22 protein-coding genes are annotated in these 24,765 nt (G+C 74.1%); 9 read left to right on the top strand and 13 right to left on the bottom strand.

Features of this window, described 5'->3' with window-relative positions:
- The 3 genes from AC1DZC_RS02510 to AC1DZC_RS02500 form a co-directional block, all read left to right on the top strand.
- Window positions 1–1,014: AAA family ATPase (locus AC1DZC_RS02510; protein WP_477042121.1), on the top strand; the 1,014-nt coding region annotated here is incomplete at its 5' end.
- 42 nt (window positions 1,015–1,056) lie between these two features.
- Entirely contained in the window at window positions 1,057–2,349 is a 1,293-nt protein-coding gene (locus AC1DZC_RS02505; protein ID WP_477042120.1) for a DUF58 domain-containing protein, read from the top strand.
- A gap of 31 nt (window positions 2,350–2,380) precedes the next feature.
- On the top strand, window positions 2,381–3,541 hold the full coding sequence (locus tag AC1DZC_RS02500; RefSeq protein ID WP_477042119.1) for a winged helix DNA-binding domain-containing protein: 1,161 nt from the start codon (window positions 2,381–2,383) through the stop codon (window positions 3,539–3,541).
- Between the two features lie 6 nt (window positions 3,542–3,547).
- Here AC1DZC_RS02500 and AC1DZC_RS02495 read toward each other — a convergent pair whose 3' ends face one another.
- Window positions 3,548–4,537, bottom strand: coding sequence for a stage II sporulation protein M (locus AC1DZC_RS02495; protein WP_477041075.1), 990 nt, complete (start codon window positions 4,535–4,537; stop codon window positions 3,548–3,550).
- An 87-nt stretch (window positions 4,538–4,624) separates the two neighbouring features.
- On the opposite strand from AC1DZC_RS02495, the gene AC1DZC_RS02490 reads away from it, so the two are divergent.
- Window positions 4,625–5,437 (top strand): RDD family protein, encoded by an 813-nt coding sequence (locus AC1DZC_RS02490; protein WP_477042118.1) that lies wholly within the window; start codon window positions 4,625–4,627, stop codon window positions 5,435–5,437.
- 2 nt (window positions 5,438–5,439) lie between these two features.
- Here the strand turns inward: AC1DZC_RS02490 and ahcY are convergent, their stop codons facing one another.
- The 6 genes from ahcY to AC1DZC_RS02460 all read right to left on the bottom strand — a co-directional run bounded on the left by ahcY (window position 5,440) and on the right by AC1DZC_RS02460 (window position 10,340).
- Window positions 5,440–6,921, bottom strand: coding sequence for an adenosylhomocysteinase (gene ahcY / locus AC1DZC_RS02485; RefSeq protein ID WP_477042117.1), 1,482 nt, complete (start codon window positions 6,919–6,921; stop codon window positions 5,440–5,442).
- Between the two features lie 128 nt (window positions 6,922–7,049).
- The gene (locus tag AC1DZC_RS02480; protein WP_477041072.1) at window positions 7,050–7,982 is read right to left on the bottom strand and encodes a cation diffusion facilitator family transporter; all 933 of its coding nucleotides are present in this window, start codon (window positions 7,980–7,982) and stop codon (window positions 7,050–7,052) included.
- On the bottom strand, window positions 7,982–8,188 hold the full coding sequence (locus AC1DZC_RS02475; RefSeq protein ID WP_477041071.1) for a Trm112 family protein: 207 nt from the start codon (window positions 8,186–8,188) through the stop codon (window positions 7,982–7,984). The genes AC1DZC_RS02480 and AC1DZC_RS02475 overlap by 1 nt, the downstream gene beginning before the upstream one ends.
- Window positions 8,185–9,657 carry a phosphomannomutase/phosphoglucomutase gene (locus AC1DZC_RS02470; RefSeq protein ID WP_477041079.1) on the bottom strand — a complete coding sequence of 491 codons (1,473 nt, stop codon included), beginning with the start codon at window positions 9,655–9,657 and terminating at the stop codon, window positions 8,185–8,187. The genes AC1DZC_RS02475 and AC1DZC_RS02470 overlap by 4 nt, the downstream gene beginning before the upstream one ends.
- Window positions 9,658–9,691: 34 nt before the next feature.
- A complete protein-coding gene (locus tag AC1DZC_RS02465) occupies window positions 9,692–9,973 on the bottom strand; it encodes a hypothetical protein (protein ID WP_477041070.1) in 282 nt (93 codons plus the stop codon).
- Window position 9,974: 1 nt separating this feature from the next.
- Window positions 9,975–10,340: a DUF3499 domain-containing protein gene (locus AC1DZC_RS02460; RefSeq protein ID WP_477042116.1), complete on the bottom strand. Its 366-nt coding sequence runs from the start codon at window positions 10,338–10,340 to the stop codon at window positions 9,975–9,977.
- A gap of 208 nt (window positions 10,341–10,548) precedes the next feature.
- Between AC1DZC_RS02460 and AC1DZC_RS02455 the strand changes: the two genes are divergently transcribed.
- On the top strand, window positions 10,549–10,914 hold the full coding sequence (locus AC1DZC_RS02455) for a metallopeptidase family protein (protein ID WP_477042115.1): 366 nt from the start codon (window positions 10,549–10,551) through the stop codon (window positions 10,912–10,914).
- A gap of 12 nt (window positions 10,915–10,926) precedes the next feature.
- Window positions 10,927–11,799, top strand: coding sequence for a glycosyltransferase family 2 protein (locus tag AC1DZC_RS02450; protein ID WP_477041067.1), 873 nt, complete (start codon window positions 10,927–10,929; stop codon window positions 11,797–11,799).
- 6 nt (window positions 11,800–11,805) lie between these two features.
- Here the strand turns inward: AC1DZC_RS02450 and AC1DZC_RS02445 are convergent, their stop codons facing one another.
- The 3 genes from AC1DZC_RS02445 to AC1DZC_RS02435 form a co-directional block, all read right to left on the bottom strand.
- Window positions 11,806–13,425 carry a DUF5719 family protein gene (locus AC1DZC_RS02445; protein ID WP_477042114.1) on the bottom strand — a complete coding sequence of 540 codons (1,620 nt, stop codon included), beginning with the start codon at window positions 13,423–13,425 and terminating at the stop codon, window positions 11,806–11,808.
- Window positions 13,422–16,934 (bottom strand): glycosyltransferase, encoded by a 3,513-nt coding sequence (locus tag AC1DZC_RS02440; protein WP_477042113.1) that lies wholly within the window; start codon window positions 16,932–16,934, stop codon window positions 13,422–13,424. The genes AC1DZC_RS02445 and AC1DZC_RS02440 overlap by 4 nt, the downstream gene beginning before the upstream one ends.
- Window positions 16,935–17,001: 67 nt before the next feature.
- Window positions 17,002–17,331, bottom strand: a complete 330-nt coding sequence (locus tag AC1DZC_RS02435) for a WhiB family transcriptional regulator (RefSeq protein ID WP_028050199.1) — start codon at window positions 17,329–17,331, stop codon at window positions 17,002–17,004.
- A 246-nt stretch (window positions 17,332–17,577) separates the two neighbouring features.
- Between AC1DZC_RS02435 and AC1DZC_RS02430 the strand changes: the two genes are divergently transcribed.
- Window positions 17,578–18,300 (top strand): TIGR03089 family protein, encoded by a 723-nt coding sequence (locus AC1DZC_RS02430; protein ID WP_477042112.1) that lies wholly within the window; start codon window positions 17,578–17,580, stop codon window positions 18,298–18,300.
- On the opposite strand, the gene AC1DZC_RS02425 is transcribed toward AC1DZC_RS02430, so the two are convergent.
- On the bottom strand, window positions 18,297–19,352 hold the full coding sequence (locus AC1DZC_RS02425; protein WP_477042111.1) for a glycosyltransferase family 4 protein: 1,056 nt from the start codon (window positions 19,350–19,352) through the stop codon (window positions 18,297–18,299). The genes AC1DZC_RS02430 and AC1DZC_RS02425 overlap by 4 nt on opposite strands.
- 56 nt (window positions 19,353–19,408) lie before the next feature.
- Here AC1DZC_RS02425 and AC1DZC_RS02420 point away from each other — a divergent pair, with 56 nt between their 5' ends.
- Both AC1DZC_RS02420 and AC1DZC_RS02415 read left to right on the top strand, forming a co-directional pair.
- The gene (locus AC1DZC_RS02420) at window positions 19,409–20,374 is read left to right on the top strand and encodes a lysylphosphatidylglycerol synthase transmembrane domain-containing protein (RefSeq protein ID WP_477042110.1); all 966 of its coding nucleotides are present in this window, start codon (window positions 19,409–19,411) and stop codon (window positions 20,372–20,374) included.
- A gap of 64 nt (window positions 20,375–20,438) precedes the next feature.
- Window positions 20,439–22,544: a hypothetical protein gene (locus AC1DZC_RS02415; RefSeq protein WP_477042109.1), complete on the top strand. Its 2,106-nt coding sequence runs from the start codon at window positions 20,439–20,441 to the stop codon at window positions 22,542–22,544.
- Here AC1DZC_RS02415 and AC1DZC_RS02410 read toward each other — a convergent pair.
- Together AC1DZC_RS02410 and manA are read right to left on the bottom strand one after the other, a co-directional pair.
- Entirely contained in the window at window positions 22,519–23,463 is a 945-nt protein-coding gene (locus AC1DZC_RS02410) for a glycosyltransferase family 2 protein (protein ID WP_477042108.1), read from the bottom strand. The genes AC1DZC_RS02415 and AC1DZC_RS02410 overlap by 26 nt on opposite strands.
- Before the next feature lie 95 nt (window positions 23,464–23,558).
- Window positions 23,559–24,749 (bottom strand): mannose-6-phosphate isomerase, class I, encoded by a 1,191-nt coding sequence (manA, locus tag AC1DZC_RS02405; RefSeq protein WP_477042107.1) that lies wholly within the window; start codon window positions 24,747–24,749, stop codon window positions 23,559–23,561.
- Between the last annotated feature and the right edge of the window lie 16 nt (window positions 24,750–24,765).

Genomic DNA, 24,765 nt, shown 5'->3' with positions numbered 1-24,765 from the left:
GGGTACGCCCCGGCACCCGCGCCGCCGGCCCCTGCCGCCCCGCGACCCGCTCAGTCCGGCCCGTCGCAGGAGCTGCGCGCCGCCCTGGGCGCCGTGCGCGCCGAGGTGTCCAAGGCCGTCGTCGGGCAGGACGCCGCGATCAGCGGCCTCGTCATCGCGCTGCTGTGCCGCGGGCACGTGCTGCTGGAGGGCGTCCCGGGCGTCGCCAAGACGCTGCTCGTGCGGACCCTGTCGGCCGCCCTGGACCTGAGCACCAAGCGCGTCCAGTTCACCCCGGACCTCATGCCCGGCGACGTCACCGGCTCGCTCGTCTACGACGCGCGCACCGCTGAGTTCTCGTTCCGCGAGGGCCCGGTGTTCACCAACCTGCTGCTCGCCGACGAGATCAACCGCACGCCGCCCAAGACCCAGGCGTCGCTGCTCGAGGCCATGGAGGAGCGGCAGGTCTCGGTCGACGGCACGCCGCGTCCGCTGCCGGACCCGTTCCTGGTGATCGCCACGCAGAACCCGGTCGAGTACGAGGGCACCTACACGCTGCCCGAGGCCCAGCTGGACCGCTTCCTGCTCAAGCTGGTGCTGGGCCTGCCGGAGCGCGACGAGGAGATCGAGGTCCTGCGCCGGCACTCCGCGGGCTTCGACCCGCGCGACCTGCGCGCCGCCGGGGTGCGGCCCGTGGCGTCCGCCTCGATGCTCGCCGCGGCGCGCGCCGAGGTGGCCCAGGTGCAGATCGCCCCGGAGGTCCTCGGGTACACGGTCGACCTGTGCCGGGCGACGCGGCGTTCCCCGTCCCTCTCGCTGGGCGTCTCGCCGCGCGGTGCGACGGCGCTGCTGGGCACGTCCCGGGCGTGGGCGTGGCTCTCGGGTCGCAGCTTCGTGACGCCCGACGACGTCAAGGCGCTCGCGCACCCGACCCTGCGGCACCGGGTCCAGCTGCGACCCGAGGCCGAGCTCGAGGGCGTCAGCACCGAGAGCGTGCTCGACACGGTCCTCGCGTCGGTGCCCGTCCCTCGATGACGTCGCGGTCCCGACGATGACGACGACGAACAGGCAGCGCTGATGGCGGTCACGTGGCGCGCGGTCGCGCTCGCGGCAGCGGGGATCCTCGCGGTCGTCCTGCTGCCCGCGACGGGCACGGTGCTGCTGTGGACGCTGCTCGTGATCGCTGCGTGCGCGCTGGACACGGTCCTCTCCGCGTCGCCGCGGCAGGTCGCCGTCAGCCGGGACGTCCCCTCGTCGGTGCGTCTGAGCGAGTCCGCGCGCTCGACGCTGACTCTGACCAACCTGGGTCGTCGGCGGCTGCGCGCGCTCGTGCGCGACGCGTGGCCGCCGTCGACCGGCGCGGACGACAACCGGCACCGGATCGTCGTCGCGCCGGGCGACGGACGGCGGGTGACGACGACGCTGACGCCGTCGCGGCGGGGCGACGCGCACGCGGACCGTGTGACGATCCGCACCGTCGGACCGCTGGGCCTCGCCGGGCGCCAGGCCTCGCTGACGGTGCCCGGGCGCCTGCGCGTGCTGCCGGAGTTCGCGTCCCGCAAGCACCTGCCGAGCCGCCTGGCCCGGCTGCGCGAGCTCGACGGCCGCGCCGCGGTCCAGGTGCGCGGACCCGGGACCGAGTTCGACTCGCTGCGGGAGTACGTCATCGGCGACGACGTGCGCTCGATCGACTGGCGGGCGACCGCCCGGCGGGCGGACGTGGTCGTGCGTACGTGGCGTCCCGAGCGAGACCGCCGGGTGCTGATCGTCCTGGACACCTCCCGGACCTCGGCGGTCCGCGTGCAGGACGCACCCCGGATCGACGCGTCGATCGAGGCCGCGCTGCTGCTGGCCGCCCTCGCGACGCGCGCCGGCGACCGGGTCGAGCTGGTGGTCTACGACCGCACCGTCCGCGGCCGGGTGGCGGGTCAGAGCGGGCCGCGGGTCATGCCGGCGTTCGCGGACGCCCTCGCCCTGGCCGAGCCCCAGCTCATCGAGGCCGACTGGCCGGGGATCGTGTCCGAGGTCCGGCAGCGGTTGAGCCAGCGCGCCCTCGTCGTGCTGCTGAGCGCGCTGGACCCGGCGGCCGTCGAGCACGGGCTCCTGGGCGTCGTGAACCAGCTGACCGAACGCCACCAGGTGGTCCTCGCCTCCGTCGCCGACCCCGAGGTGGACGCGCTGCGCACGGCCCGGGACGACGCGGCCGCGATGTTCGACGCCGCCGCCGCGGAGCGCGTGGGCCTCGAGCGCGCCGCCGTCGCCGTGCGCCTGCGCCAGCGCGGGGTCGAGGTCCTGGACGCCCTGCCCGACCACCTGGCCCCCCAGCTGGCCGACCTCTACCTCGCGCTCAAGGCGGCGGGGCGGCTCTGAGCATGTGGGCGGCGGCGGATACGTTCTGACGGTGGCCGCACCAGCTCCCGGGGACCTGCTCTCCCCCGCCCAGCTCAACCGCGCACTCCTCGCCCGGCAGCACCTCCTGGACCGCCGGGACGGGCCGGCGCTCGAGGTGGTCGAGCACCTCGTCGGCCAGCAGGCGCAGAACGCCTGGTCGCCCTACGTGGGGCTGTGGAGCCGGGTCGCCGGCTTCCGGCACGCCGAGCTCGGCGACGCCTTCTGGGACCGCACGGTTACGCGCATCGCCGTCATGCGCGGGACGATCCACCTGGTCACGCGCGACGACGCGCTGCTCCTGCCGGCCCTCGTCGCGCCGATCTACGTGCGCGACCTGCTGGTCAACGCCCAGCACTCCACGGCGCTCCGGGCGCTGGACGTCACACAGGTCACGGCCGCCGCGCGCGCCCTGGTCGAGGACGAGCCGCGGGTCACCACCGAGCTCGGCCGTCTGCTCGCCGAACGCTGGCCGGACATCGCGACGAGCACGCTCGCCTACGCCGCCCGCGGGACCCTGCCGCTCGTCCAGGTGCCGCCACGGGGAGTGTGGGGCCGCTCCGGCGCGACCACCTGGACCACGGCGGACACCTGGTTCGGGACCGCGTCCGCCGACCTGTCCGACCCGGAGGTGCTCGCCCGCGAGCAGGAGCGCTTCGTGCTGCGGTACCTGCGCGCCTTCGGCCCGGCCTCGGTCGCGGACGTGCAGAGCTGGTCGGGTCTGGGCGGGCTGCGTGCCGTCGTCGACCGGCTCGGCGACCGGCTCGTGCGCTACCGCGCCGAGCCGGCACCGGGCGGCGTCCGGCCACGCGAGCTGCTGGACGTGCCCGACGGGCTGCTGCCGGACCCGGGCACGCCCGCGCCGGTGCGCTTCCTCCCGGACTACGACAACGTCCTGCTCGGCCACGCCGACCGCACCCGGATCGTCTCGGAGGAGCACCGCCGTTTGCTCGGCAGCCCGAACGGCGTCATCCCGGCCACGTTCCTGCTGGACGGACGGGTGGCGGGCACCTGGGCCGTGTCACGCGAGCGTGGTCAGCCCGCGACGCTCACGGTCCGCCCGTTCGCGCCCGTCACGGTCGCCGACCGTCGTCGCCTCGAGGACGAGGCCGAGGGGCTCGTGCGGTTCATGGCCGACGACGCCGACGACCATCGCGTGGTCGTCGTCGACTGAACGAGGTCAGCCCACCATCGCGAGCGTGTACCCGGCCCGGTCCGTCTCGAGGTCGCCGGTCTCGCCGTCGCGCACGGCGCGGCGGCCGAGCACGATCGTGTAGACCCAGAACGCGCCCACCGCGAGCACGCCCAGCGCGATCTTCACGGCCCACGGCATCGTCGAGCCCGTCACGAAGCCCTCGATGACGCCGGAGACGGCCAGGGTGCCGACGAGCCCGATCGCGACCGTGGCCAGGGCGCGGCCCTCCTCGGCGAGCGCCCGCGACCGGGTGCGCGGGCCCGGGACCAACCAGGTCCAGAAGAGCTTCAACCCGGCGGCACCGGCCACGAACACCGACGTCAGCTCGAGCAGGCCGTGCGGGGCGATCGACTGGAGGAACACGTCGAGCGACCCGTGCGCCGCCATCATGCCGCCGGTCGACCCGACGGCGATCGCGTTGCTGACCTGGAAGAACAGCGGGCCGACGCCGGTGATCCCCGAGCCGATGCAGACCGCCGTGAGCCAGGCGTTGTTGGTCCAGACCATCGCCGCGAACCCCGCGCCCGGGTCGTAGTACTGCTCGAACATCTGGTCCACGTACTGCTGCTGCTGCGCGGGCGTGCCCATGAGCGCGAGGGCCTCGGGCTGGGTGGCCACCCACACCCCCGACACGGTCGCCAGGACGATGAAGCCGAGCATCACGGCCACCGTCCACCAGCGGATGCGGTACAGCGCCGCAGGCAGGGAGACGACAAGGAACCGCCGCACGTCCCGCCACCCCGCCTGGTGCGAACCGGCGATCGCCGCCCGACCGCGCGCGACCAGCTGCGACAGCCGGGTGACGGTCACCGGGTCCGGCGCGCTCGAGCGGATCACCGAGAGGTCGGTGGCGGCGGCCTGGTACAGCCGGACCAGCTCGTCGGCCTCGGCTCCCGTGAGGCGACGCCGACCTGCGAGCTCGTCGAGCCGTGCCCACGCGCCGGCGCGCGCCCGCTCGTACGCATCGAGGTCCATGCGCACAGCCTGCCATCCCGAGCCCCCGTGCAGCGGCTACTCTGCCGCAGGAGCCCGACCGGGGCGGGCCGCACGGACGGGGGCTTCATGGACGGGATCATCATCGGCGAGGGCGTCGTCCTCGACGCGCGACCCACGTCGTCCGTCGCCCGGCTCCTCGCGGCCCTGCTGGACCTGGTCGTGCTCGGCATCGTGGTCTTCATCGTGTTCATCCCGGTCTCGGCCCTGCTCTCGACCGACGAGGAGACCGCGCGGATCACGTTCGTCGTGACGATCGCGACGATCATGGTGATCATCCCGACGACCGTGGACACGCTCACGCGCGGTCGGTCGCTCGGCAAGCTCGCCGTCGGCATCCGGATCGTGCGCGACGACGGTGGGCCGATCGTGTTCCGGCAGTCGCTCGTCCGGGCGCTGGTCGGCATCGTCGAGCTCTGGCTCACCCTGGGATCGGTCGCCCTGATCACGTCGACCGTCAACCCGCAGGGCAAGCGGGTCGGGGACATCCTGGCCGGCACCTACGCCGTCCGCGTCCGGGGCAGCGCCCCGCAGCGCGCGCCGATGATGATGCCGCCCCACCTCGCGGGGTGGGCGCACAGCGCGGACATCGCCCGCCTGCCCGACGCGCTCGCCCTGTCCGCCCGCCAGTTCCTGGGCCGCACCGCGACGCTGCACCCGACCTCGCGCGTCCAACTCGGCACGCGGCTCAGCACCGAGCTGGAGCGCTACGTCAACCCGCTGCCGCCGCCGGGCACGCACCCGGAGGCGTTCCTCGCCGCGGTGCTCACCGAGCGCCGCAACCGCGAGTACGTGGCGCTGCAGAGGGCCGGGCAGCGGGACTTCGTGGAGGCGTCGCAGCTGCACCGTCTCCCGCACGGCATCCCGGACCCGCTCGACTGAGCTCAGTACCGGTAGTGCTCCGGCTTGTAGGGGCCCGCCGCGTCGACCCCGAGGTACTCAGCCTGCGCCTTGGTCAGCTCGGTGAGCCGGACCCCGAGCGCGTCGAGGTGCAGCCGCGCCACCTTCTCGTCGAGAACCTTGGGCAGCCGGTAGACCTCGCGGGCGTACTCGTCGGGCTTGGTGAACAGCTCGATCTGGCCGATCACCTGGTTCGAGAACGAGTTGCTCATGACGAACGACGGGTGGCCCGTCGCGTTGCCGAGGTTGAGAAGGCGGCCCTCGGACAGCACGATGATCGACCTCTCCGGCCGCGTGTCGTCGGCAGGGAACGTCCACTCGTGCACCTGCGGCTTGATCTCCGTCCGCGTGATGCCGGGGACCGCCGCGAGGCCGGCCATGTCGATCTCGTTGTCGAAGTGCCCGATGTTGCCGACGACGGCCTTGTCCTTCATCGCCGCCATCTGCGCGGCCGAGACGACGTCCTTGTTGCCCGTCGTCGTGATGAAGAAGTCGGCCTGGTCGAGGACGTCGTCGAGCCGGGCCACCTGGAAGCCGTCCATGGCCGCCTGCAGCGCGCAGATCGGGTCCACCTCCGAGACGATCACCCGGGCACCCTGCCCGCGGAACGCCTCGGCGGCCCCCTTGCCGACGTCCCCGTAGCCCGCGACGAACGCGACCTTGCCGCCCATCAGCACGTCCGTGGCGCGGTTGATCCCGTCGGGCAGCGAGTGGCGGATGCCGTACTTGTTGTCGAACTTCGACTTGGTGACCGAGTCGTTCACGTTGATCGCGGGGAAGAGCAGCCCGCCCGCCTCGGCGAGCTGGTACAGGCGGTGCACGCCCGTGGTCGTCTCCTCGGTGACGCCCTTGATCCGCGCGGCGATCGACGTCCACCGCGTCGGGTCGGCCGCCAGAGACGCGCGCAGCGTGTCGAGGATGACCGTGAGCTCCTCGGAGTAGTCCGCGTCGCCGGGCACCGGGTTCGGCGGGACGGCACCGGCGGCCTCGTACTCGACGCCCTTGTGCACCAGCAGCGTCGCGTCGCCCCCGTCGTCGAGGATCATGTTCGGCCCGTCGCCGCCGGGCCAGACGAGGATCTGCTCGGTGCAGTCCCAGTACTCCGGCAGCGACTCGCCCTTCCAGGCGAACACCGGCACGCCGTCCGGCGACTCGACCGAACCCGCGGGACCGACGACGATCGCTGCTGCCGCCTCGTCCTGCGTCGAGAAGATGTTGCAGGACGCCCAGCGCACCTGCGCGCCGAGCGCGACGAGGGTCTCGACGAGCACCGCCGTCTGTACGGTCATGTGCAGCGAGCCCGCGATCCGTGCGCCGGCCAGGGGCTGCGTCGGGCCGAACTCCGCGCGCAGCGCCATGAGCCCGGGCATCTCGTGCTCGGCGAGGCGGATCTGGTGGCGGCCGGCCTCGGCCAGGGACAGGTCGCGGACCTTGTAGCGGCCGGGGACCTCACAGAACGTGGACATGGCACTCCTGACGGGTGGGCAGGGCGGGGCCGACCCTCGGGACGAGGGAGCCGCACGCCGGCGCGACCCCTCTGGGTCTGCGGGCATCACCCACGCCGTCCCGGCCATGCTAGCCGCGGGCGGACGCGTCAGACAGTGGTCTCGACGGTCCGTCGCAGGTCCGGCTCGAGGTAGATGACCCGCGCGATCGGGACCGCCTCGCGCACCCGCTGCTCCGCCGCGTCGATCGCCGCCGCGACGTCCGCGGCGCTCGTCGCACCGTCGACCTCGATCTTGGCGGCGACGAGCAGCTCCTCCGGACCCAGGTGCAGGGTGCGCAGGTGGATCACGGAGGTGACGCCGGGGCCGACGAGCGCGAGGTTGATCGCCTCGACGTCCTTGACGGTCGCGGACTCCCCGAGCAGGAGCGACTTGGTCTCCAGCGCCAGCACGATCGCGATGAGCACGAGCAGGAGCCCGATACCGGCGGTGCCGAGGGCGTCGAACTTGCCGTTGCCGGTGATCAGCGTCAGGGAGACGCCGAAGAACGCGAGCACGAGGCCGATCAGGGCGCCGAAGTCCTCCAGCAGGACGACGGGCAGCTCGGGGGCCTTCGCAGTCCGGATGAACGAGACCCACGACTGCTTGCCCCGGACGTGGTTGGACTCCTTGATCGCCGTCCGGAACGAGAAGCCCTCGAGCACCATCGACGCGCCCAGGACGACCAGCGGGACCCACCACCAGCGACCCTCGATGGGGTGCGGGTCCTGCCACTTGTGCCACGCCTCGTACAGGGCGAACAGGCCACCGAGCGAGAACAGGACGATGGAGACGATGAACGAGTAGACGTACCGCTCGCGGCCGTAGCCGAACGGGTGCTCGACGTCCGCCTCGCGCCGCGCCCGCTTGCCGCCGACCAGCAGGAGCAGCTGGTTGCCCGAGTCCGCGAGCGAGTGCACCGACTCGGCCAGCATCGAGCTGGAGAGCGTGAGCAGGTACGCGATGAACTTGGTGATGGCGATGCCGAGGTTGGCCGCGAGGGCCGCGAGGATGGCCCGGGTGCCGCCGCCTTCGTGCGCCATCAGCCGCGTCCGACCGGGACACCCTCGTCGACGAGCAGCACCGGGATGCCGTCGCGCACGGGATAGGCCAGCGGGTTCTCCGGGTCGGTCGACACGAGGGTGGGCTCGCCGTCCGGTCCGACGCCGTCCACGAGGGTCGCGCCGGTCACCGGGCAGCGGAGCAGGTCACGTGCCCAGGGCTCGAGGACCCGGCCGTCGTCGGTCATGACTGGTCCTGCCGGACGAGGGCGAGCACGTCGTCGCGCACCTTCTCCATGATGTCCTCGTCGGCGGCCTCGACGTTCAGGCGCAGCAGCGGCTCGGTGTTGGAGGCGCGGAGGTTGAACCACCACTGCGGCTGCCCGTCCCAGTGCGACACGGTCAGGCCGTCCAGCTCGTCGACCACCACCGGGCCGGCGCCCTGCTGCGTCACGTAAGCGTCGACCACCCGCGCGCGGGCGGCCGGCACGTCGAGGACGCGCGAGTTGATCTCGCCGCTCGCCGAGTACGGCTGGTACTGCTCGGCGAGCGCCGACAGCGGGTGCGGCTGGCCGCCGAGGGCGGCGAGCACGTGCAGCGCGGCGAGCATGCCGGTGTCGGCGAAGAAGAAGTCGCGGAAGTAGTAGTGGGCGCTGTGCTCGCCCCCGAACACCGCCTCGTTCTCGGCCATCTGCGCCTTGATGAACGAGTGGCCCACGCGCGTGCGGACCGTCTTGGCACCCGCGGCGCCGAGCAGGTCGGGCACCACCTGCGACGTGATCAGGTTGTGGATCACCGTCGGCGTGCGGCCCTCGGCCAGCTCCCGGGCCACCTCGCGCAGGCCGACGAGGGCGGTGATCGCCGACGGGCTGACCGGGTCGCCGTGCTCGTCGATCACGAAGCAGCGGTCCGCGTCGCCGTCGAACGCCAGGCCGATGTCCGCGTCGTGCTCGACGACGGCCGCCTGCAGGTCGCGCAGGTTCTCCGGCTCGAGCGGGTTCGCCTCGTGGTTGGGGAACGTGCCGTCGAGCTCGAAGTACAGCGGGACCACGTCGAGCGGCAGCTCGGGCAGGCCCGCTCCGGTACCGAGCACGGCCGGGGCGGTGAAGCCGCCCATGCCGTTGCCCGCGTCGACGACGACCTTGAGCGGCCGGATGCCCGAGAGGTCCACGAGCGAACGCAGGAACGCCGAGTAGTCGGTGAGCATGTCCTGGTCGGTGATGTTCCCGACGTCCTCGGGGCCCACCTGCGGGATCTCGCCGCTCGCCAGGTAGTCGCCCGCGAGCTCGCGGACCTGGGTCAGCCCGCTGTCCTGGCCCACGGGACGCGCGCCCTTGCGGCAGAGCTTGATCCCGTTGTACTGCGCCGGGTTGTGGCTGGCCGTGAACATGGCGCCGGGGATGTCGAGCGCGCCCGACGCGTAGTAGAGGCCGTCCGTCGAGGCCAGCCCGATGCGGACCACGTCCACGCCGCGCAGCGCGAGGCCCTCGGCGAAGGCGGCGACGAGCTCGGGTCCGGACGGGCGCATGTCGTTGCCGATGACGACGCGCGGTCGGCCGTCGGCCTCCGGGAGCACCACGACGTCCGCGAACGCGGCACCGATCGCTCGCGCGACCGCCGGGTTCAGCTCCTCGGGGACGACACCCCGGACGTCGTACGCCTTGATCAGGGCAGACAGATCGACACGGTCAGCTGCAGGGGAGGTCACGGGCGTCATGCTACCCGGCACGGGGCGTGCGCTTCAGGCGTCTCTACTCCGCGGGATCGGTACCCATGACCTCGTCGCGCGACAGCGGCGCGCCGCTGCCGTCGAGCGGGAACCAGTTCCGCTGCTCGCACGCCGGGCAGGACACGAAGAGCACCTGCCGGCCCGAGGCCAGCGCCATCCGGATCCGCGTCATCTGCGTCTCGCCGCAGCGCAGGCACGCCTCGGTGCCCGGGACCGCCGGCCCGCCGGGCTGGCTGATCGACCCGAGAGGCTCGGCCGCCTGCTGAGCCCGCGCACGAGCCGCCTCCCCCTTGCGACGAGCCACGTCAGCCCTCTCCTCGCAGCACCCGCAGGTGACCGCGGCGAGGTGCCTCGGCCAGCACGGACCCGACCGCCTCGGGGAGCGGCTCCTGCTCGGGTGGTCGGCCCGCCTCGCGCACCGCGTCGGCGAGAGCGAGCAGGTCGTCGCGGCTCGGCGCCGCGGGCGTGAACTCGGGCGTCAGCCGGACGACCTCCCAGCCGCGCGGGGCCGTGAGGCGCTCCGCGTGCTCCATGCACAGGTCGTACGAGTGCGGCTCCGCCTGCTGCGCCAGGGGGCCGAGGACCGCGGTCGAGTCGGCGTACACGTAGGTCAGCGTCGCCACCGCCGGACGGCCGCACGCCGTGCGCGTGCACTGCCTCACAGATCTCACGGGCTGACGGTACCCCCGGCTCCCGACACGCCGCGCTCCCCCACGCCGACGTCGGCGGGCGATCTAGACTTCAGGCGTGAGCACCTCGCCCCCACCACCCGCCCGGCGCACCGCCGGAGCCGGTCGACGGACCATGGCGCTGCCCTCCGTGGCGGTGCAGCCGGTCCGCCGTCGGGACCGGCGCGGCCGGGGTCCGCGAGGACCACTCATGCCCAGCTCGATGCCCGCCTACCGCACCCGTGCGGAGCGGTTCGACGACCTCGTCCTCGACGCCGTGGAGCGGATCGAGCGCCGCTGGGCCAAGCAGCTGTCCGGCACCGAGTTCGCGGTCGAGGACGTTCCGCCGTCCAACCCCGCGCCGTGGGAGCGCGGCGGGGTGCCGCTCGGGCGCTACTTCCCGGCGGACGCCGGCCTGCCGGCCCGGATCGTCATCTACCGCCGCCCCGTCGAGTCGCGCGCCGGCGACGCGCTCGACATGGCCGACCTGGTGCGCGACGTCGTCGTCGAGCAGGTGGCCCACATGCTCGGCCGCTCCCCGGACGACGTGGACCCGGACTATCGCGACGCGCACTAACCTGTCCGGACGATGAGCCCCGCTGTCCCGAACCCTGTCCTTGCGCCCGCCGTCCGCGTCGTCTGCGTCGTCTTCCATCCCGGTGACGAGCTCGCGACGTTCGCCCGCACCCTGGCCACCGCGTCGACCCAGCCGGTCGAGCTCGTGCTCGTCGACAACGGCACCGACCAGTCCGTCTCGAGGGCCGTCGCCGACGAGTTCGGTGCGCGACTGCTGGTCACGGGCGCGAACCTCGGCTACGGGGGCGGCGCGAACGCGGGCGCGCAGGGGTGCGAGTCGCCCTGGCTCGTCGTCGCGAACTCCGACCTCGAGTGGCAGCCCGGCTCGCTCGACGTCCTGGTCGCAGCCGCGGCCGCCGACGCGCGGACCGGGTCGGCGGGACCGGCGCTGCTCAACCCCGACGGCACCGTCTACCCGTCCGCGCGGGCGCTGCCGTCGCTCACGCACGGTGCCGGTCACGCGGTCTTCGTGCGGGTGTGGCCCGGCAACCCGTGGACCCGCCGGTACCGGGCCGAGCAGGAGAGCACCGGGCAGCAGCGGGCCGCGGGCTGGCTCTCCGGCGCGTGCCTGCTGGTGCGGCGCGAGGCGTTCGAGGCGGTCGGCGGCTTCGACGACGACTACTTCATGTTCTTCGAGGACGTCGACCTGGGCGACCGCCTCGGCCGCGCGGGCTGGACCAACCTCTACGTGCCGCAGGCGAGGGTGACGCACGTCGGCGGGACCTCCTGGCGCGCCAAGCCGGCCCGGATGATCTCGGCGCACCATGCGAGCGCCGCCCGCTACGTGGGCCGTCGCTACCCGCACTGGTACCAGTGGCCGGTCCGCCAGGCGGCCGTCCTCGGTCTGCGGCTGCGCGAGCGCTCGGAGCTGCGCGCGGCGTCCTGACCGTCGCTAGCGCGTGCCCAGCCGCGGGTCCTCCCGGACGGGGACGTCGGGCGCCGTGCGCGGGACCGGGACCGGGTCCAGGACCGAGAAGAGGACCGTGCCGTCGGCCTGCGGCACCTGAGCGACCAGCGCCCAGGCGAGCGAGACCGTCGAGCCGTCGTCCGTGACGAGGTCGACGCCGGCGACGTCGGAGCGGGGGGCCGGTGCGGCCGCGGGGTCGTGCGGCGCCACCTCGCCCGTGCCTGCCGCCAGCTCGTCGAGCGTCCACGAGCTCGTCGTGCCGGCCGGGATGGTGACGGTGCGCTCCGACAGCACGGCGCCGCCCGCCCCGAGGAGCCGCAGGCTGCCCGTGGCCGAGCCGCCGTCCTCGGCGTCGTCGGCGCTCGAGACCGCCGCGAGCACGAGCGTGCCCTGCGTGCCGGCGGGCAGCGCCGCGACGCCGCTGCGGCCGGGGACGGTCGAGGCCGCCCAGGCACGCTCGACGCTCGGGGTGTCGTCGAGCTCCCCGAGGGAGCCCGGCCGGGACATCACCGACGACGCGATCACGGGCACGTCGGCGTCGACGAGGGCCGTGTAGGCCCCCGCGGGCAGACCGCCGAGCGGGACGTCGGTGACCTCGCCCGGCGCGAGCGAGACGGACTCGGCGCCGGGCAGGTCGATGACCCCGCCGGGGCCGAGCAGCGTCACCGTGGCGGTCGTCGCGGCGTCGCCGGGCGCCAGCACGCGCAGCGCGGGTGCGTTCGGGTCGTCGACCGTCGAGTCGACCACCGAGATGCCGGTGACGACCTGCCGCGTCGACGGCGCCGCACCGGGCACGACCAGGTCCGTCCCGCCCGGCGTGAAGCCGTCGAGCGCCGAGTCCTGGACGTGCACCCCGACGCGGCCGCCGGTCGCGACGACGTGCAGCCCGAGCCGGCGCTGCTCGGCCGCGATGCCGCCGAGCACGATCACCCGCGAGGTCCCGGGCGCCACCAGGTAGCGCTCGCCCGTCAGGTCGACCTGGCCGTTGGGTCCCCAGACCTCGAGCGCGATCTCGGCGGGCGTGGTGCCGGGGTTGTCGAGGACGAGCTGGGCGGTGCTCGACAGGTCCGTCGCGCCGCCGAGGAGCCACGCGTCGGCGACCGGCTGCTGGCACGAGGCCGCGGACAGCCCGCGCAGGTCGCCCGCGCTCACCAGGCTGCCGACGGCCGCGGCGACCCGCGCCGGGACGTCGGTGGGCTCGGCGCGCACGATCGAGGGCCCGGGCGCCGGAGCCTGGACGGCACTGCCGTCGGCCTCCAGCGCCGCCCAGGTGGTCGAGCGGTCCAGGGGCGCGAGCGACCCGACGCCGCTCGGGGACGCGGTGACGGCGACGACCGTGGTGATCGGGTCCACGGGCGTCGGGTCGAACGCCGAGTCCCCGCGGCCGGTGTCGTCGGGCAGGATCAGCGGCCCCGGGCAGACGAGCGTCGTGGCCGACGGCGGCACGGGCACCCGCGTCGCGGGGACCGCGGTGTCGTCGCCCTGGGGCGCGCGGGTACCGGCGGCGACCACCACGACGGTGAGCCCGAGCACGACGAGGCCCGAGGCGGCGCGCGCGGTCCGGCCGAGCCAGACGCGCGAGCGGGAGGGCTGGGGGTCGGTCATGAGCGTCCGCTCCAGGTGCGGCCGCCGCGACGCCGGCGGACCGGCACCGCGAGCAGCAGGGTCACGAGCAGGACGAGCGACTGGACGACGAGCATCGGGGTCCGGTCGGGGTCGTCGTAGTGCACGACGAGGTCACCGCCGCCGGCGCCGAGGTCGAACGTCTGACGCCATCCGTCCTCGAGGGAGCGGAGCGGCTCGCCGTCGAGCGAGGCGTGCCAGTGCGGGTCGGCGCGCTCGGCGAGCACCAGGAGCCGGCCGGCGTCGCCCGCGGGCACGGTGGTGTCCACCGACCGGTCCGCCGAGGGGACGGTTACCGCGGGAGCGGCGGGGTCGGCGACGTCGGCGCCCGAGGGCAGCAGCCGGGCCCACGAGGTCACGACCACCGGTGCGGCGATTCCGGCGCCGGGAGCGGTCGCCTGGACGCGCCAGAGCGTTCCCGCGGCGTTGGCGGTGACGCGTTCCAGCCCCGCGGTGGCGTCCAGCCGGCTGACCAGCTCGTCGCGGGCGGCCCGGGCCGCGCTGTCGTCGGAGACGGGCTCCGGGAGCGTGGGGACCAGGACGTCCGCGACGCCGAGCGAGCCGAGCTCGCCGGCGACGTCGCCGCTGGCCGCGGTCGCGAGGCGCGCGACGAGCGCGTCGACCTCCTGCGTGGCTGCGTCGGCCGGTGTCGGCGTCGGGGCGGTGAGGTCGCCCTCGACGGTGCGCGTCCATGCCGCGGCGGCCTGGTCGACCAGGGCCGGGCCGTCACCGCGCATGAGCTGCCAGGTCGCGGTCGCGCCGCCGCCCTGCTCGGGTGCCGCGCTCACCGCCAGCACCCGGGACGACGACGGGGACTCCTGCGCCTGCTGGCCGACCGCGGGGACGATCGGCCCGTCGAGGGTGCGCAGCGCGACGGCGTCGCCGGTGCGTGCCTGCCACGTCCACGAGCCGAGCCAGACGAGCGGGACGGCCACCGCGACGAGCGTCAGCAGAGCGGCGAGCAGCTGGCGGACGCCGAACGTGTAGCTTCCGAGCCGCTCGCGCAGCCGGTCGGTGCCGATCAGCGCCGCCGCGAGCAGACCCGCTCCGGCCAGGGAGAGCGCGGGGCCGGACCATCCGCGGACCAGCGAGCCGTCGTCGACCGCCACCGGCACAGCCACCACGACCGTGGCCGTCGCCAGCCCGATCACGGCGACCGCCCAGGCACCACGCACGGCCCGCGCGACCGGCGCGCCGCGCAGGAGCGCGAGGACGGCCAGCAGGAGCACCACGGCGCCGAGGGCGAGGGGCAGGACGTGGGCGATCCCCGACGGCACGCCGGGGCCGACGAGTGCGCCGGCGTCGCTCGGGACGCCGAGCAGGCGACTGACGGGGTCGGACGCGCCGGTCGGGACGGGGAGCCCGGGGTCGGCGACCAGCAGCCGCCAGCCGGGCACTCCCCGCCGGGCCGCCTCGAGCAGCGTCGGGGCGAGCAGGACGATCGCCGGGATCGTCGCGAGCAGGATGCGTCCGCGGCGCCGCGGGGCGCACAGCGCGACGACGCAGAGCGCGAGCACACCGGGGACCAGCAGGACCGGCGCCCCGGCCACGACGACGGCGAAGGCGAGCGCGGCACCTGCGGCCGCGGCGATCGAGCCGGTGGGGTCGGCGGCGCCGACGCGAGCGAGCGGCACGGCGGGCGTCTGACCGGAGTCGGTCGCGAGGCGGGGGTGCGGGATCTCGGCGGCCGCGGCCGGTCCGTCGGCGTCGACGTCCTCGTCGTCGGCCCGCCGGGCGGTCGCCAACCCCGAGAGCACCTGGTCGACGCGCTGCACCCCGACGGCACGCGCGACCCCCAGGCCCACCCACGGGATCGCCACGTGTGCGACGACCGCGCCGAGCCGGCCCGCGCCGAGTCCGAGCAGGAGCGCCGGCGCCGCGGCCCACGCCACGGCGGCCCATGCGCGGACGCCCACGGATCGCGTCACCGCGCCCGCAGCGGCCCAGGCGCCGACCCCGGCGAGCAGGATCGAGCCGAGCAGCAGCAGACCCACCGCCGCGGACGACGACCCACCGGTCGCGGCCGTCGGTCCGACCAGCACGGTCAGCAGCGCGTCGGCCGGCCCCGGGGTCCCCAGCCCCCCGGCCACCCAGCCGGACGTCGCCGCGCTCCACAGCTCACCGAGCCGCGCGGTGGTGGGGACGAGCGCGTCGCCGACGAGCTGCGCGCCGCCGACCACGGGTGCGACCAGCGAACCGAGGGCGACGGCGGTGACGATCGCGAGCCCGCCGACCAGCACGGCCAGCGTGGTGCGGCGCTTGGTCGCCAGGGCAGCGAGCTCGCGCAGCTCGAGCTCGCTGGGCGCCTGGACGACCCGACGGACCTCCGCGCGCGCGAGCCGGCGGTCGCGCGACTGGGACCACACGTCGCGCAGGCCGGCCTGCAGCGGGCGCAGGGCGCGGCGCGGCACGCGAYGGGTGCGGGTGGCGCGGGCGCGGGCGCGGACCACGCCGGCCGGCCGGGCCACGGCGACCAGGGCCGAGCGCAGCTCGTCGACGGCGAGCCCGGGCTGCTTCGCGGCCAGCTGCCACAGCGACCGGACCACGGCCCCGACCAGCGCGAGGATCGCCACGACGGGCACGAGCAGCACGGGCGCCGAGACGAGCCGGCTGTGCACGAGCGCCCGGCGGCGCGCGTCGAACGAGCGGCGTGGGTCGGCGGCGTCGTCCTCGCCGTCCCCGTCGAGGTCGGTCGGCACGCTGATCGCGCCGGCCCCGTCGGTGGTACGCAGCCCGAGATAGCCGGCCTGTGCGTGCCGCACCACGGCCGTCGGCACCACGATCACGCGGTGCCCCGCCAGGCGGGCCCGCCGCGAGAGGTCGAAGCCGTCCCCGAAGGGTCCGAGCAGAGGGTCGGTGCCGCGCAGGTCGTCCCAGACGTCGCGACGCACCAGGGCGCCGGCCAGGCCGACCCCGAGCACGTCGTCGCGACCGTCGTGCTGTCCCTGGTCGAGCTCGCCCGGCTCGACGTCGGTCATCCGACGGCCGGACCGCGACGTCCGCAGACCGACCTCGAGGAGCCGCTCGGGGTCCGTCCAGGTGCGCTGCTTGACGCCCGCGACGGCGACCGACGGTGCGCGACCGACCGCGCGGAACAGCTCGGCGAGCGCGGTCTCGGCGGGTGCGCTGTCGTCGTGCAGGAGCCACAGCCAGCTCGTCGTGGGCCCGACCTCGCTCGCGAGCGCGCGACGCACGGCGTGCCCGAAGGTGCGCGCGCCGGGGGCGTGCGCGAGGTGGAGCGCGGGCGTGGGCGAGTCCACCACGGCGCCGAAGATGCGCCGGAACGCCGGTTCGACCGCCTCGTCGGGAACCTGGGCGACATCGACCAGGAAGACGCGCAGCGGACGACGCGTCTGAGCCGCGAGCGCGGTCAGGGTCGTCTCGAGGTACGGGGTGCGGCCGTGGGTGACGACGACGGCCGACACCGGCGTCGTCACCGGTGTCGAGGAGGTCGCCGTGGGGACGTCCACGGGCTGGAGCGTGTCAGTCATGCTCGGAACATCGTGCGGCAGCGCCTGCGTGAGCCCGGGAGCGACACGCGCCGACGACCTGTGAAGGTCAGACGACACGCCGCTTGAGCTTGCGCCGCTCCCGCTCGGACAGGCCGCCCCAGATGCCGAAGCGCTCGTCGTTCTGCAGTGCGTACTCGAGGCACTCGGAACGGACGTCGCACCCCGTGCAGACCTTCTTGGCCTCGCGCGTCGAGCCGCCCTTCTCAGGGAAGAACGCCTCCGGGTCGGTCTGAGCGCACAGCGCGCGCTCCTGCCATCCCATGGGTCCCTCGTCCTCGAGGGCACCGAAGATCGGCAGCACGTTGGAGGCCTGCGTCTGTGCAGCCTTCCGTGCGTCCGACGGGAAGATCTCGTCGTTGTCGAGCAAGTTCCACATGCGTGCCTCCGTGCGGTGTTCTGTGTGGTGCTGGGTGCTGCTGCGGATGGAACTGCTGTGTGGATGGACTCGTCGTGCCGGGTACGACCAACGGATGTGACGAACTGATGTCTCGATTGAATCCGTTCTATGGAATTACACGCGTGTCGTTCGCGTTGGTCAAGCGGGCAGGTGGTATTTGCCCGGTTCTGCCGGGTGAACTTCGGCGATTCCGGCGCGCCGGGCGTGTCGCCGTAGGGTTGCCGCGTGCCTCCGACGACCATCGCCGACCTTCTCGCCCTGCTCACCCGCGAACCCGGTCGGCCCAGGATCACCTGGTACGCGGCCGACGGAGACCGCGTCGAGCTGTCCGGAGCCGTGCTGGAGAACTGGGTCTCGAAGTCCACGAACCTGCTGGTCGAGGAGCTCGACGTCGAGCCCGGGACGCGGGTGCTGCTCGACCTGCCGACGCACTGGCGCACGGTCGTCTGGCAGCTCGCCGTGTGGCGCGCGGGCGGGTGCGTGGTCCTGCCGGGTGGCACGGGCGCCGAGGTCGTCGTGACGGACTCCCCCGGCGAGCACGCCGACGGTGCCCAGCTCGTCGCGGTCAGCCTGCCGGCGCTCGCCCGGCGCTTCGTGGGCGACCTGCCCCCCGGTGCGATCGACGCAGCCGCGGCGGTCATGACCTACGGCGACGTCATCGGCTGGGCGCCCACGCCGGCGCCCTCCGACCCGGCCCTCGACCCCGGTCCGACGCACGGCGAGCTCGTCGCGTGGGCGCTGGACGGTCAGCCCGAGGGGGCCGGCGAGCGTGTCCTGGTCGCGGCCGGGCCCGGTCGCACGTCCGCGCAGGACGTCGCACGCGTCCTGGGCGTCCTCGCCCGGGGCGGGTCGGTCGTCCTCGTCGACGACGCCCTCGCGCACGCCCTGGCGGCGGACCCCGACCGCGCGGCCCGCCTGGTGGCGTCGGAGCGCATCACCGTCTCCTAGGAGACGCCGATCAGCCGCCGGAGCTCGGCACCCATCCGGTCCCGGCTGTACAGGTCGCGGCACCGGCTCGCGAACGACTCGGCCAACGGCTCCAGCCGGTCCCCCTCGACGAGCGCGCCGATCTCGCGCACCCACGCGTCCGCGTCCTGCGCCGCCACGACGATGCCGGTCTCGCCGTCGACGACCGCGTCCCGCAGGCCCTCGAGGTCCGAGACGACGACCAGGGGTCCGCGCATGCCCGCCTCGACAGCGACAAGCCCGAAGCCCTCCATGTCGCCGTCGACCGGGATGTTGGGCTGGGCGAACAGGTCGCAGCCGCGCAGCAGGAGCTCGCGCCCCGCGTCGTCCACGCGCCCGAGGAGCCGGACCCGGTGCGGATCCGCGAGCGCGGCACGGGCCGCGACCACGTCCGCCCGGCCCTCGCCGTCGCCGGCGACGACGTAGACGCACCCCTCGGGCAGCCCGGGGAGCACCTCGCGGATGAACCACGCCACACCCTTGCGGCGGACCAGCCGGCCGAGCGTCGCGATCACGACCGTCCCGGGGTCGACCCCGAGCCTCGCGTGCAGCTCGCGGCGGGCCGTGGCCCGGTCGGTCGCCGGGGGGACCTCGACGCCGAGGCGGACCACCTCGACACGATCCCGCGGGACACCCGCGTCGAGCGTCGCGGCCGCCGTCGCCTGGCTGATCGCGACCACCTGGTGCGCGTCCGGCAGCCACCGTCGCACGAGCCACTGGTACGGGCGCGGCGACCACACGACGTCCTTGCCCATCGCCATGGTCGACAGCCGCAGCCGCCCGGTCCGGACGAACGCGCGCAGGGCCAGGAACATCAGCACGTCCCCCGCGAGCACCAGGTCGACGTCCCGCCGGGCGCGTCTCGTCGCGAGCACCGCCCGCACGAGGAACAGCGGCAGGGCGCGGTTCGACCCGCCGTGCGCGACGAGCCGTGCGTCGTGGCCGTCCAGCGCGTGCCAGACGTCGGCCGCGAGGGTCTCCATCCCGCCGACCGACGGCGGGAACTTCCTCGTCACGAAGAGCACGCTGGACATGGACCGGACAGTACCGGCGGCACGGGTGCCCGTTCCGCCGCCCCTACGATCGTCGGGTGCAGCCGACCCCGACCCCTCGCCGGACCCGCGCGTGGTGGGTCAAGGCGGCGGCCGTCGCGCTCGTCGTCGGGTTCGTCGTCGTCTTCGTCGTCGGGCAGTGGTCCGAGATCGTCGACGCGGTCCGGCGGCTCGACGCGGCCAGCATCGCCGCCTCGCTCGGGTTCGTGCTCGTCGGGCTGGTGGCCGCGGCCCTGTCCTGGCGTGCGGTCCTGACCGGCCTCGGGTCGCACCTGCCGGTCCCCGCCGCCGCGCGCGTGTTCTTCCTGAGCCAGCTGGGCAAGTACATCCCCGGGAGCGTGTGGCCGGTCCTCGCGCAGGCGGAGCTGTCGACGGAGTACGGCGTCCCGCGCAGCCGGGCCGCGTCCGCCGCTCTGACGCAGCTGGTGGTCGGGCTCGTCGTCGGCATCGCCGTCGCCGGGTCGACCCTGTCGATCGCGTCGGCCGACGCCGTCCGCGCGTACTGGTGGCTCCTCTTCGTCGCCGTCGCGGGCATCGCCATGCTGGTCCCGGCGGTGTTCAACCGGGTCATGGCACTCGCGCGTCGGGTGCTGCGCCGCCCCGGCGGGGACGAGATCTCCGGCGCGACCCTGCTGCGGTCCGCGGCGTGGGCGCTGGTCATGTGGGTCGCATTCGGGGCGCACCTGTGGCTGCTCGCGGCCGGCTCGGGTGTCTCGGCGGCCAACCTCGGCCTGCTGACCACGGGCGCGTACGCGCTCGCCTGGGTGGTCGGGTTCGTGATCGTGTTCCTGCCGGCCGGCGCGGGTGCGCGCGAGGCCGCCCTCGTGCTCGCCCTGGCCCCCGTCATGGACCGGTCCACCGCGCTCGCGCTCGCGCTGGTCAGCCGCGCGCTCATGATCGCCGGCGACTTCCTGTCCGCCGGGGCGGCGGTGCTCGCCGAGAAGCGGCACCGCACGGTCCTGGCTCGGCGAGCACCGAGCCGACCGCTCGGCGATGATCAATGAGCCCACAGACAGCGCCGATAGGGTCGCGGGTGCCGAGCCGCCGACGAGAGACGAGACCCCGTACGTGAACGTTTCGAGCACGAGCACCGCCGAGCCGCAACGGCTCGCGAGCCCGCCCGCGCCCGTTCCGCCGGAGCCCGCCCGCTGGGCCCGGGTCGTCGTCGGCCTGCCCGACCGGATCGTCATGCTCCTGTTCTGGACGGCGCTGGTCGTCTCGGTCTGCGTCCTCGTCTCCCAGTTCCGGCCCTACGTCGTGCTCCCCCTGCTCGCCGTCATGATCGTCGCGACGTGGCGGTTCACGCCCGCGGCGCTCCCCGCGACACGCGCGCACCTCGTCGCGTCCTGCGCCGCGCTCGGTGCGGCCGTCGTGTGGCTGGGCCTCAACATCCCGTTCGCGTCGACGTTCATCACCGTCTGGCGCGACCCCGGCTTCCTCACCCTCGAGGGCCTCTGGCTCACCGGCCACGCCTCCCCCGACATCCCGATCGGCGCGGCCGCGAGCGTCCAGCACGTGATCCCGGGGCTGTCCGCGGCGACGGGTGCGTACGACCAGGTGGGCGGGACGCTGCAGGTGCAGGGCGCCAAGCTGCTGCCCGGGATGCTCGGCCTGGCCGGCTGGGCCGGCGGCGAGCCGGCGGTCATGCGCGCCAACCTCGTGATCGGTGCGGTCGGCCTGCTGGCCGTCTTCGCCCTGGCGCGCCGGATGGTCCGCCCCGCGCTCGCGCTGGTCCCGGTCGTCGCCCTCGCGCTGTCCATGCCGATGGTCGTCTTCTCGCGCGCCGCGTACACCGAGCCGCTCGCGATGGCGCTGCTCTTCGGTGGGCTGACCATGGCGTGGTCGGCGATCGAGACACGGTCGTCGCCCCGCTACGCGATCGCCGGCGCGATGATCGGTGCGACCGCCCTGGTCCGCATCGACGGCGCCGCGTCCGTGGTCGGTCTGGTCGCCGGGATCGGGCTGACCGCCGCCGCCGCCGTCCCGCCGCGCACCCGGCGGCGCCAGCTCGTCGCCCTCGGGCTCGTCGCCGGTGCCGCGCTGTCGATGGTCCTGCTCGGCTATCTCGACCTGCGCCTCTACAGCGAGGAGTACCTGTTCGAGCACTACGAGCAGTTCACCTCGCTCATCGGCGTGCTCGTGCTGGCCGTGGTGGTCGTCGTCGCGCTCGGCCTCTTCGCGCGGCTCGACCCTGCCCGCCGCTGGGTGCTCGCGCACAAGCAGGGGCTCGCGGGCGCCGGAGCCGTCGTCGTCGGCGTCGTGGCCGTCTTCTTCGCGAGCCGCCCGCTGTGGATGGTCAACCACAACGTGCCCGCCCACACGGGCTACTCCCACCACGTCCAGACGCTGCAGGAGAACGCCCACATGGCGATCGACTCCACCCGCAGCTATGACGAGTCGTCGCTGTCGTGGCACGCCTGGTACTACGGGTGGCCCATGGTCGTCCTGGCGGCCGTCGGCCTGGCGATCGTCCTGCACCGCGTCGTGGCCCGACGCGACCCCCGGCTCGCGCTCGTGTTCGGGGTCGTCGTCGCGCCGTCGCTGCTCTACCTGTGGGCCGTGAACATCACGCCCGACCAGATCTGGGCGATGCGGCGGTTCCTGCCGGTGACGATCCCCGGGTTCCTGATCGCCGCAGCCGTGACGCTCGACGCCCTCTGGTCCATGCGGTCGCAGTTCCTGCGCATGTGCGCGGTGGTCGGCGCGGTCGTCGTCGCCGTCTTCCCCGCCCTCACCTGGGGTCCGGACATCGTCTCGGTCGAGCAGGACGGACGGCTCCCCGAGCTGCACACCGCCTGCGCCGCGATCGGCGACGACCCCGTCGTCTACGTGCAGTCCACCAACGCGGCACCGCCGTACCTGGCCACGCTGCGCACGGTGTGCGACGTCGAGGTCGTCCGGTCGTTCGAGTTCCTGTCGAGGACGGACCTCCAAGCCATCCGGCAGGCGTGGGGCGGCCAGGACGTCAAGGTCGTCACGTTCGTGCCCCGGTCGGTCGCCTGGCCGGACGGCATCGTCCCCGACCCGCTGCGCACGACGACGATCACGTCGTGGCGCGAGCGCCTGCAGAACCTGCCCTACCGCGCCGACGAGACGGAGTCCGAGCTCTGGGTGGCGACGATCAACGAGGACGGCACGCTGACCCCCGTCAACGGCGGTACTGCAGCTCCTTGATGCGCTCGAGCTGGTCCTCGAGCAGCACCCGGTTCACGCGCTGCAGGTCGGAGAGCACCCCGAGCGACAGCGACAGCAGCGCGGCGACCGCCATGATCGACCCGAAGATCAGGGACTGGACGTGCCCGCCCTGGCCCTCGGAGGAGATCCACAGCACGGCGAAGCGCACGAACGGGATCAGCGCGAGCAGCCCGAACACGACGGTGAACGTCGCGAAGATGACGTACGGCTTGAACATCAGGTAGCTGCGCACGATCGCCGACGCCGACTTGAACATGTGGTGGTAGATCGACGTGAAGAGCCGCGACTCGCGGGTCTCGGCGTTCGTCTCGACGGGGACGCTCTCGATCCTCAGCCGCTTGTGGCCGGCCTGGATGATCGTCTCCATCGTGTAGCTGAAGTCGGTGACGATGTTCAGCCGGAGCAACGACGCCCGCGAGTACGCGCGGAAGCCGCTCGCCGCGTCGGGCAGGTCCGTGTCCGCGGCGCCGTTGACCACGCGGCTGCCCACCCGCTGCATGAGCTTCTTGAACCGCGAGAAGTGCGCGATGGTCGAGGTCTGCCGGTCGGCGATGACGATGTCCGCGCGGCCCTCGACGATCGGGCGCACCAGGTCCGGGATGCGGTCCTGCGGGTACTGGTTGTCGCCGTCCGTGTTCACGACGATGTCCGCGCCGTGCGCCAGCGCGTAGTCGACGCCGTCGCGGAACGAGCGCGCGAGGCCCATGTTGCGGGCGTGGTGCACGAAGTGCGTGACGCCCAGGGCACGCGCGACCTCGACCGTGCGGTCGGTGGAGCCGTCGTCGATCACGAGGATCTCGACCTCGTCGACCCCCTCGATCACGGCCGGGATCGACTCGAGGACGGCACCGAGCGTCGCCTCCTCGTTGAGGCAGGGAACCTGGATGAAGATCTTCATGACCGTCCTGTCGCCACGTCGCCTGCAGCATGGGCCAGCACCGGCATGGCCGCCGTGAGGCTCCACGATGCTAGTGGGGTCGGAGCAAGCACCCGTCAGGGCACGTCGGCCTGGACCAGGACGCCGCCGCCGCTGCCGGTCAGCGCACCGTCCCGCGCCGGGACGAAGGCGACCTGCCCGCGCTCCAGCGTGAGCGTCGCACCCTCGCCTGTGGCGATCGTGATCGCGCCCTCCAGGCAGAGCAGGATCCGCGGGCCACGACCGGGTAGCGGGTGCACCTGGTCGTCGCAGATCTCCGTCACGGACAGCTCGAAGTCGTCGACGGGCGCGTAGAACATCCGCGTCGCACCGTGGAAGACCTCGGGCGCGATCCGGATGGGCGGCGCGGCGACGTAGTCGACGTTGCGCAGCACCTCGGGGACGTCGATGTGCTTGGGCGTCAGCCCGGCGCGCAGGACGTTGTCGGAGTTCGCCATGATCTCGACGCCCACGCCCCGCAGGTAGGCGTGCACACCGCCCGCAGGCAGGAACATCGCGTCGCCGGGCTGCAGGGTCACGGGGTTGAGCAGCAGCGAGATCACCACGCCCGGGTCGCCCGGGTACGCGTTGTGCAGCAGCTCGACGTTGCGGTCCGCGCGCGGCGACGGCGACCCGTTGGCCAGGCGGCGGGCGCACGCGTCCGCGACCTCCCGGACCGCCTCGGCGCTGGGCCGGGTGGACGGCTCCAGCAGCAGCGTGAACGCCGCGCGGATCCCGTCGGGCGTCGGGTTCGCGATCAGGGCGGCGTGCAGCTCGCGCGCCAGCGGCGCGTCCAGGCCGGCGAGGAGCTCGGCGGCTCGGCGCGGGGCGCGGAAGCCGCACATCGCGTCGAACTGCGTCAGCGCGTAGACCAGCTCGGGCTTGTGGTTGGTGTCCCGGTAGTTGCGGTGCGCCGCGTCCAGCGGGATGCCGGCCGCCTCCTCCTCCGCGTGACCCTTGCGCGCGCGCTCGAGCTGCGGGTGGACCTGCAGCGAGAGCGGACGGTCGGCGGCGATGACCTTGAGCAGGTACGGCAGCACCGGACCGAACCGCGCCACGACGTCGCGCCCGAGCGCACCCTCGGCGTCCGAGGCGATCACGGCGTCCAGCCCCAGCCGCTCGTCGTCCAGCACCCGCGAGGGTGCCGACGCGTGCGCACCCATCCACGCCTCGGCGACGACCGCGGTCGCGGCAGGGCCGAACAGGTCCTGGAGCGCGGTGCGTGAACCCCAGGCGTAGGGCTGTGTGGCGTGGGTGATTCTGAGCACTGAAACCTCATCGATC

It is taken from the genome of Cellulomonas sp. P2_B4, assembly GCF_056404795.1.
The sequence above is the reverse complement of the archived record's forward strand: the minus strand, read 5'-3'. Positions and strand labels throughout refer to the sequence as shown.

What these genes read in the sequence shown, in the direction of transcription:
- AC1DZC_RS02505 (WP_477042120.1), top strand. Translation starts at nt 1,057, where the DNA reads ATGGCGGTCACGTGGCGCGCGGTCGCGCTCGCGGCAGCGGGGATCCTC.
- AC1DZC_RS02495 (WP_477041075.1), bottom strand. Translation starts at nt 4,537, where the DNA reads ATGGACCTCGATGCGTACGAGCGGGCGCGCGCCGGCGCGTGGGCACGG.
- AC1DZC_RS02490 (WP_477042118.1), top strand. Translation starts at nt 4,625, where the DNA reads ATGGACGGGATCATCATCGGCGAGGGCGTCGTCCTCGACGCGCGACCC.
- ahcY (WP_477042117.1), bottom strand. Translation starts at nt 6,921, where the DNA reads ATGTCCACGTTCTGTGAGGTCCCCGGCCGCTACAAGGTCCGCGACCTG.
- AC1DZC_RS02480 (WP_477041072.1), bottom strand. Translation starts at nt 7,982, where the DNA reads ATGGCGCACGAAGGCGGCGGCACCCGGGCCATCCTCGCGGCCCTCGCG.
- AC1DZC_RS02475 (WP_477041071.1), bottom strand. Translation starts at nt 8,188, where the DNA reads ATGACCGACGACGGCCGGGTCCTCGAGCCCTGGGCACGTGACCTGCTC.
- AC1DZC_RS02470 (WP_477041079.1), bottom strand. Translation starts at nt 9,657, where the DNA reads ATGACGCCCGTGACCTCCCCTGCAGCTGACCGTGTCGATCTGTCTGCC.
- AC1DZC_RS02455 (WP_477042115.1), top strand. Translation starts at nt 10,549, where the DNA reads ATGCCCAGCTCGATGCCCGCCTACCGCACCCGTGCGGAGCGGTTCGAC.
- AC1DZC_RS02450 (WP_477041067.1), top strand. Translation starts at nt 10,927, where the DNA reads ATGAGCCCCGCTGTCCCGAACCCTGTCCTTGCGCCCGCCGTCCGCGTC.
- AC1DZC_RS02445 (WP_477042114.1), bottom strand. Translation starts at nt 13,425, where the DNA reads ATGACCGACCCCCAGCCCTCCCGCTCGCGCGTCTGGCTCGGCCGGACC.
- AC1DZC_RS02435 (WP_028050199.1), bottom strand. Translation starts at nt 17,331, where the DNA reads ATGTGGAACTTGCTCGACAACGACGAGATCTTCCCGTCGGACGCACGG.
- AC1DZC_RS02425 (WP_477042111.1), bottom strand. Translation starts at nt 19,352, where the DNA reads ATGTCCAGCGTGCTCTTCGTGACGAGGAAGTTCCCGCCGTCGGTCGGC.
- AC1DZC_RS02410 (WP_477042108.1), bottom strand. Translation starts at nt 23,463, where the DNA reads ATGAAGATCTTCATCCAGGTTCCCTGCCTCAACGAGGAGGCGACGCTC.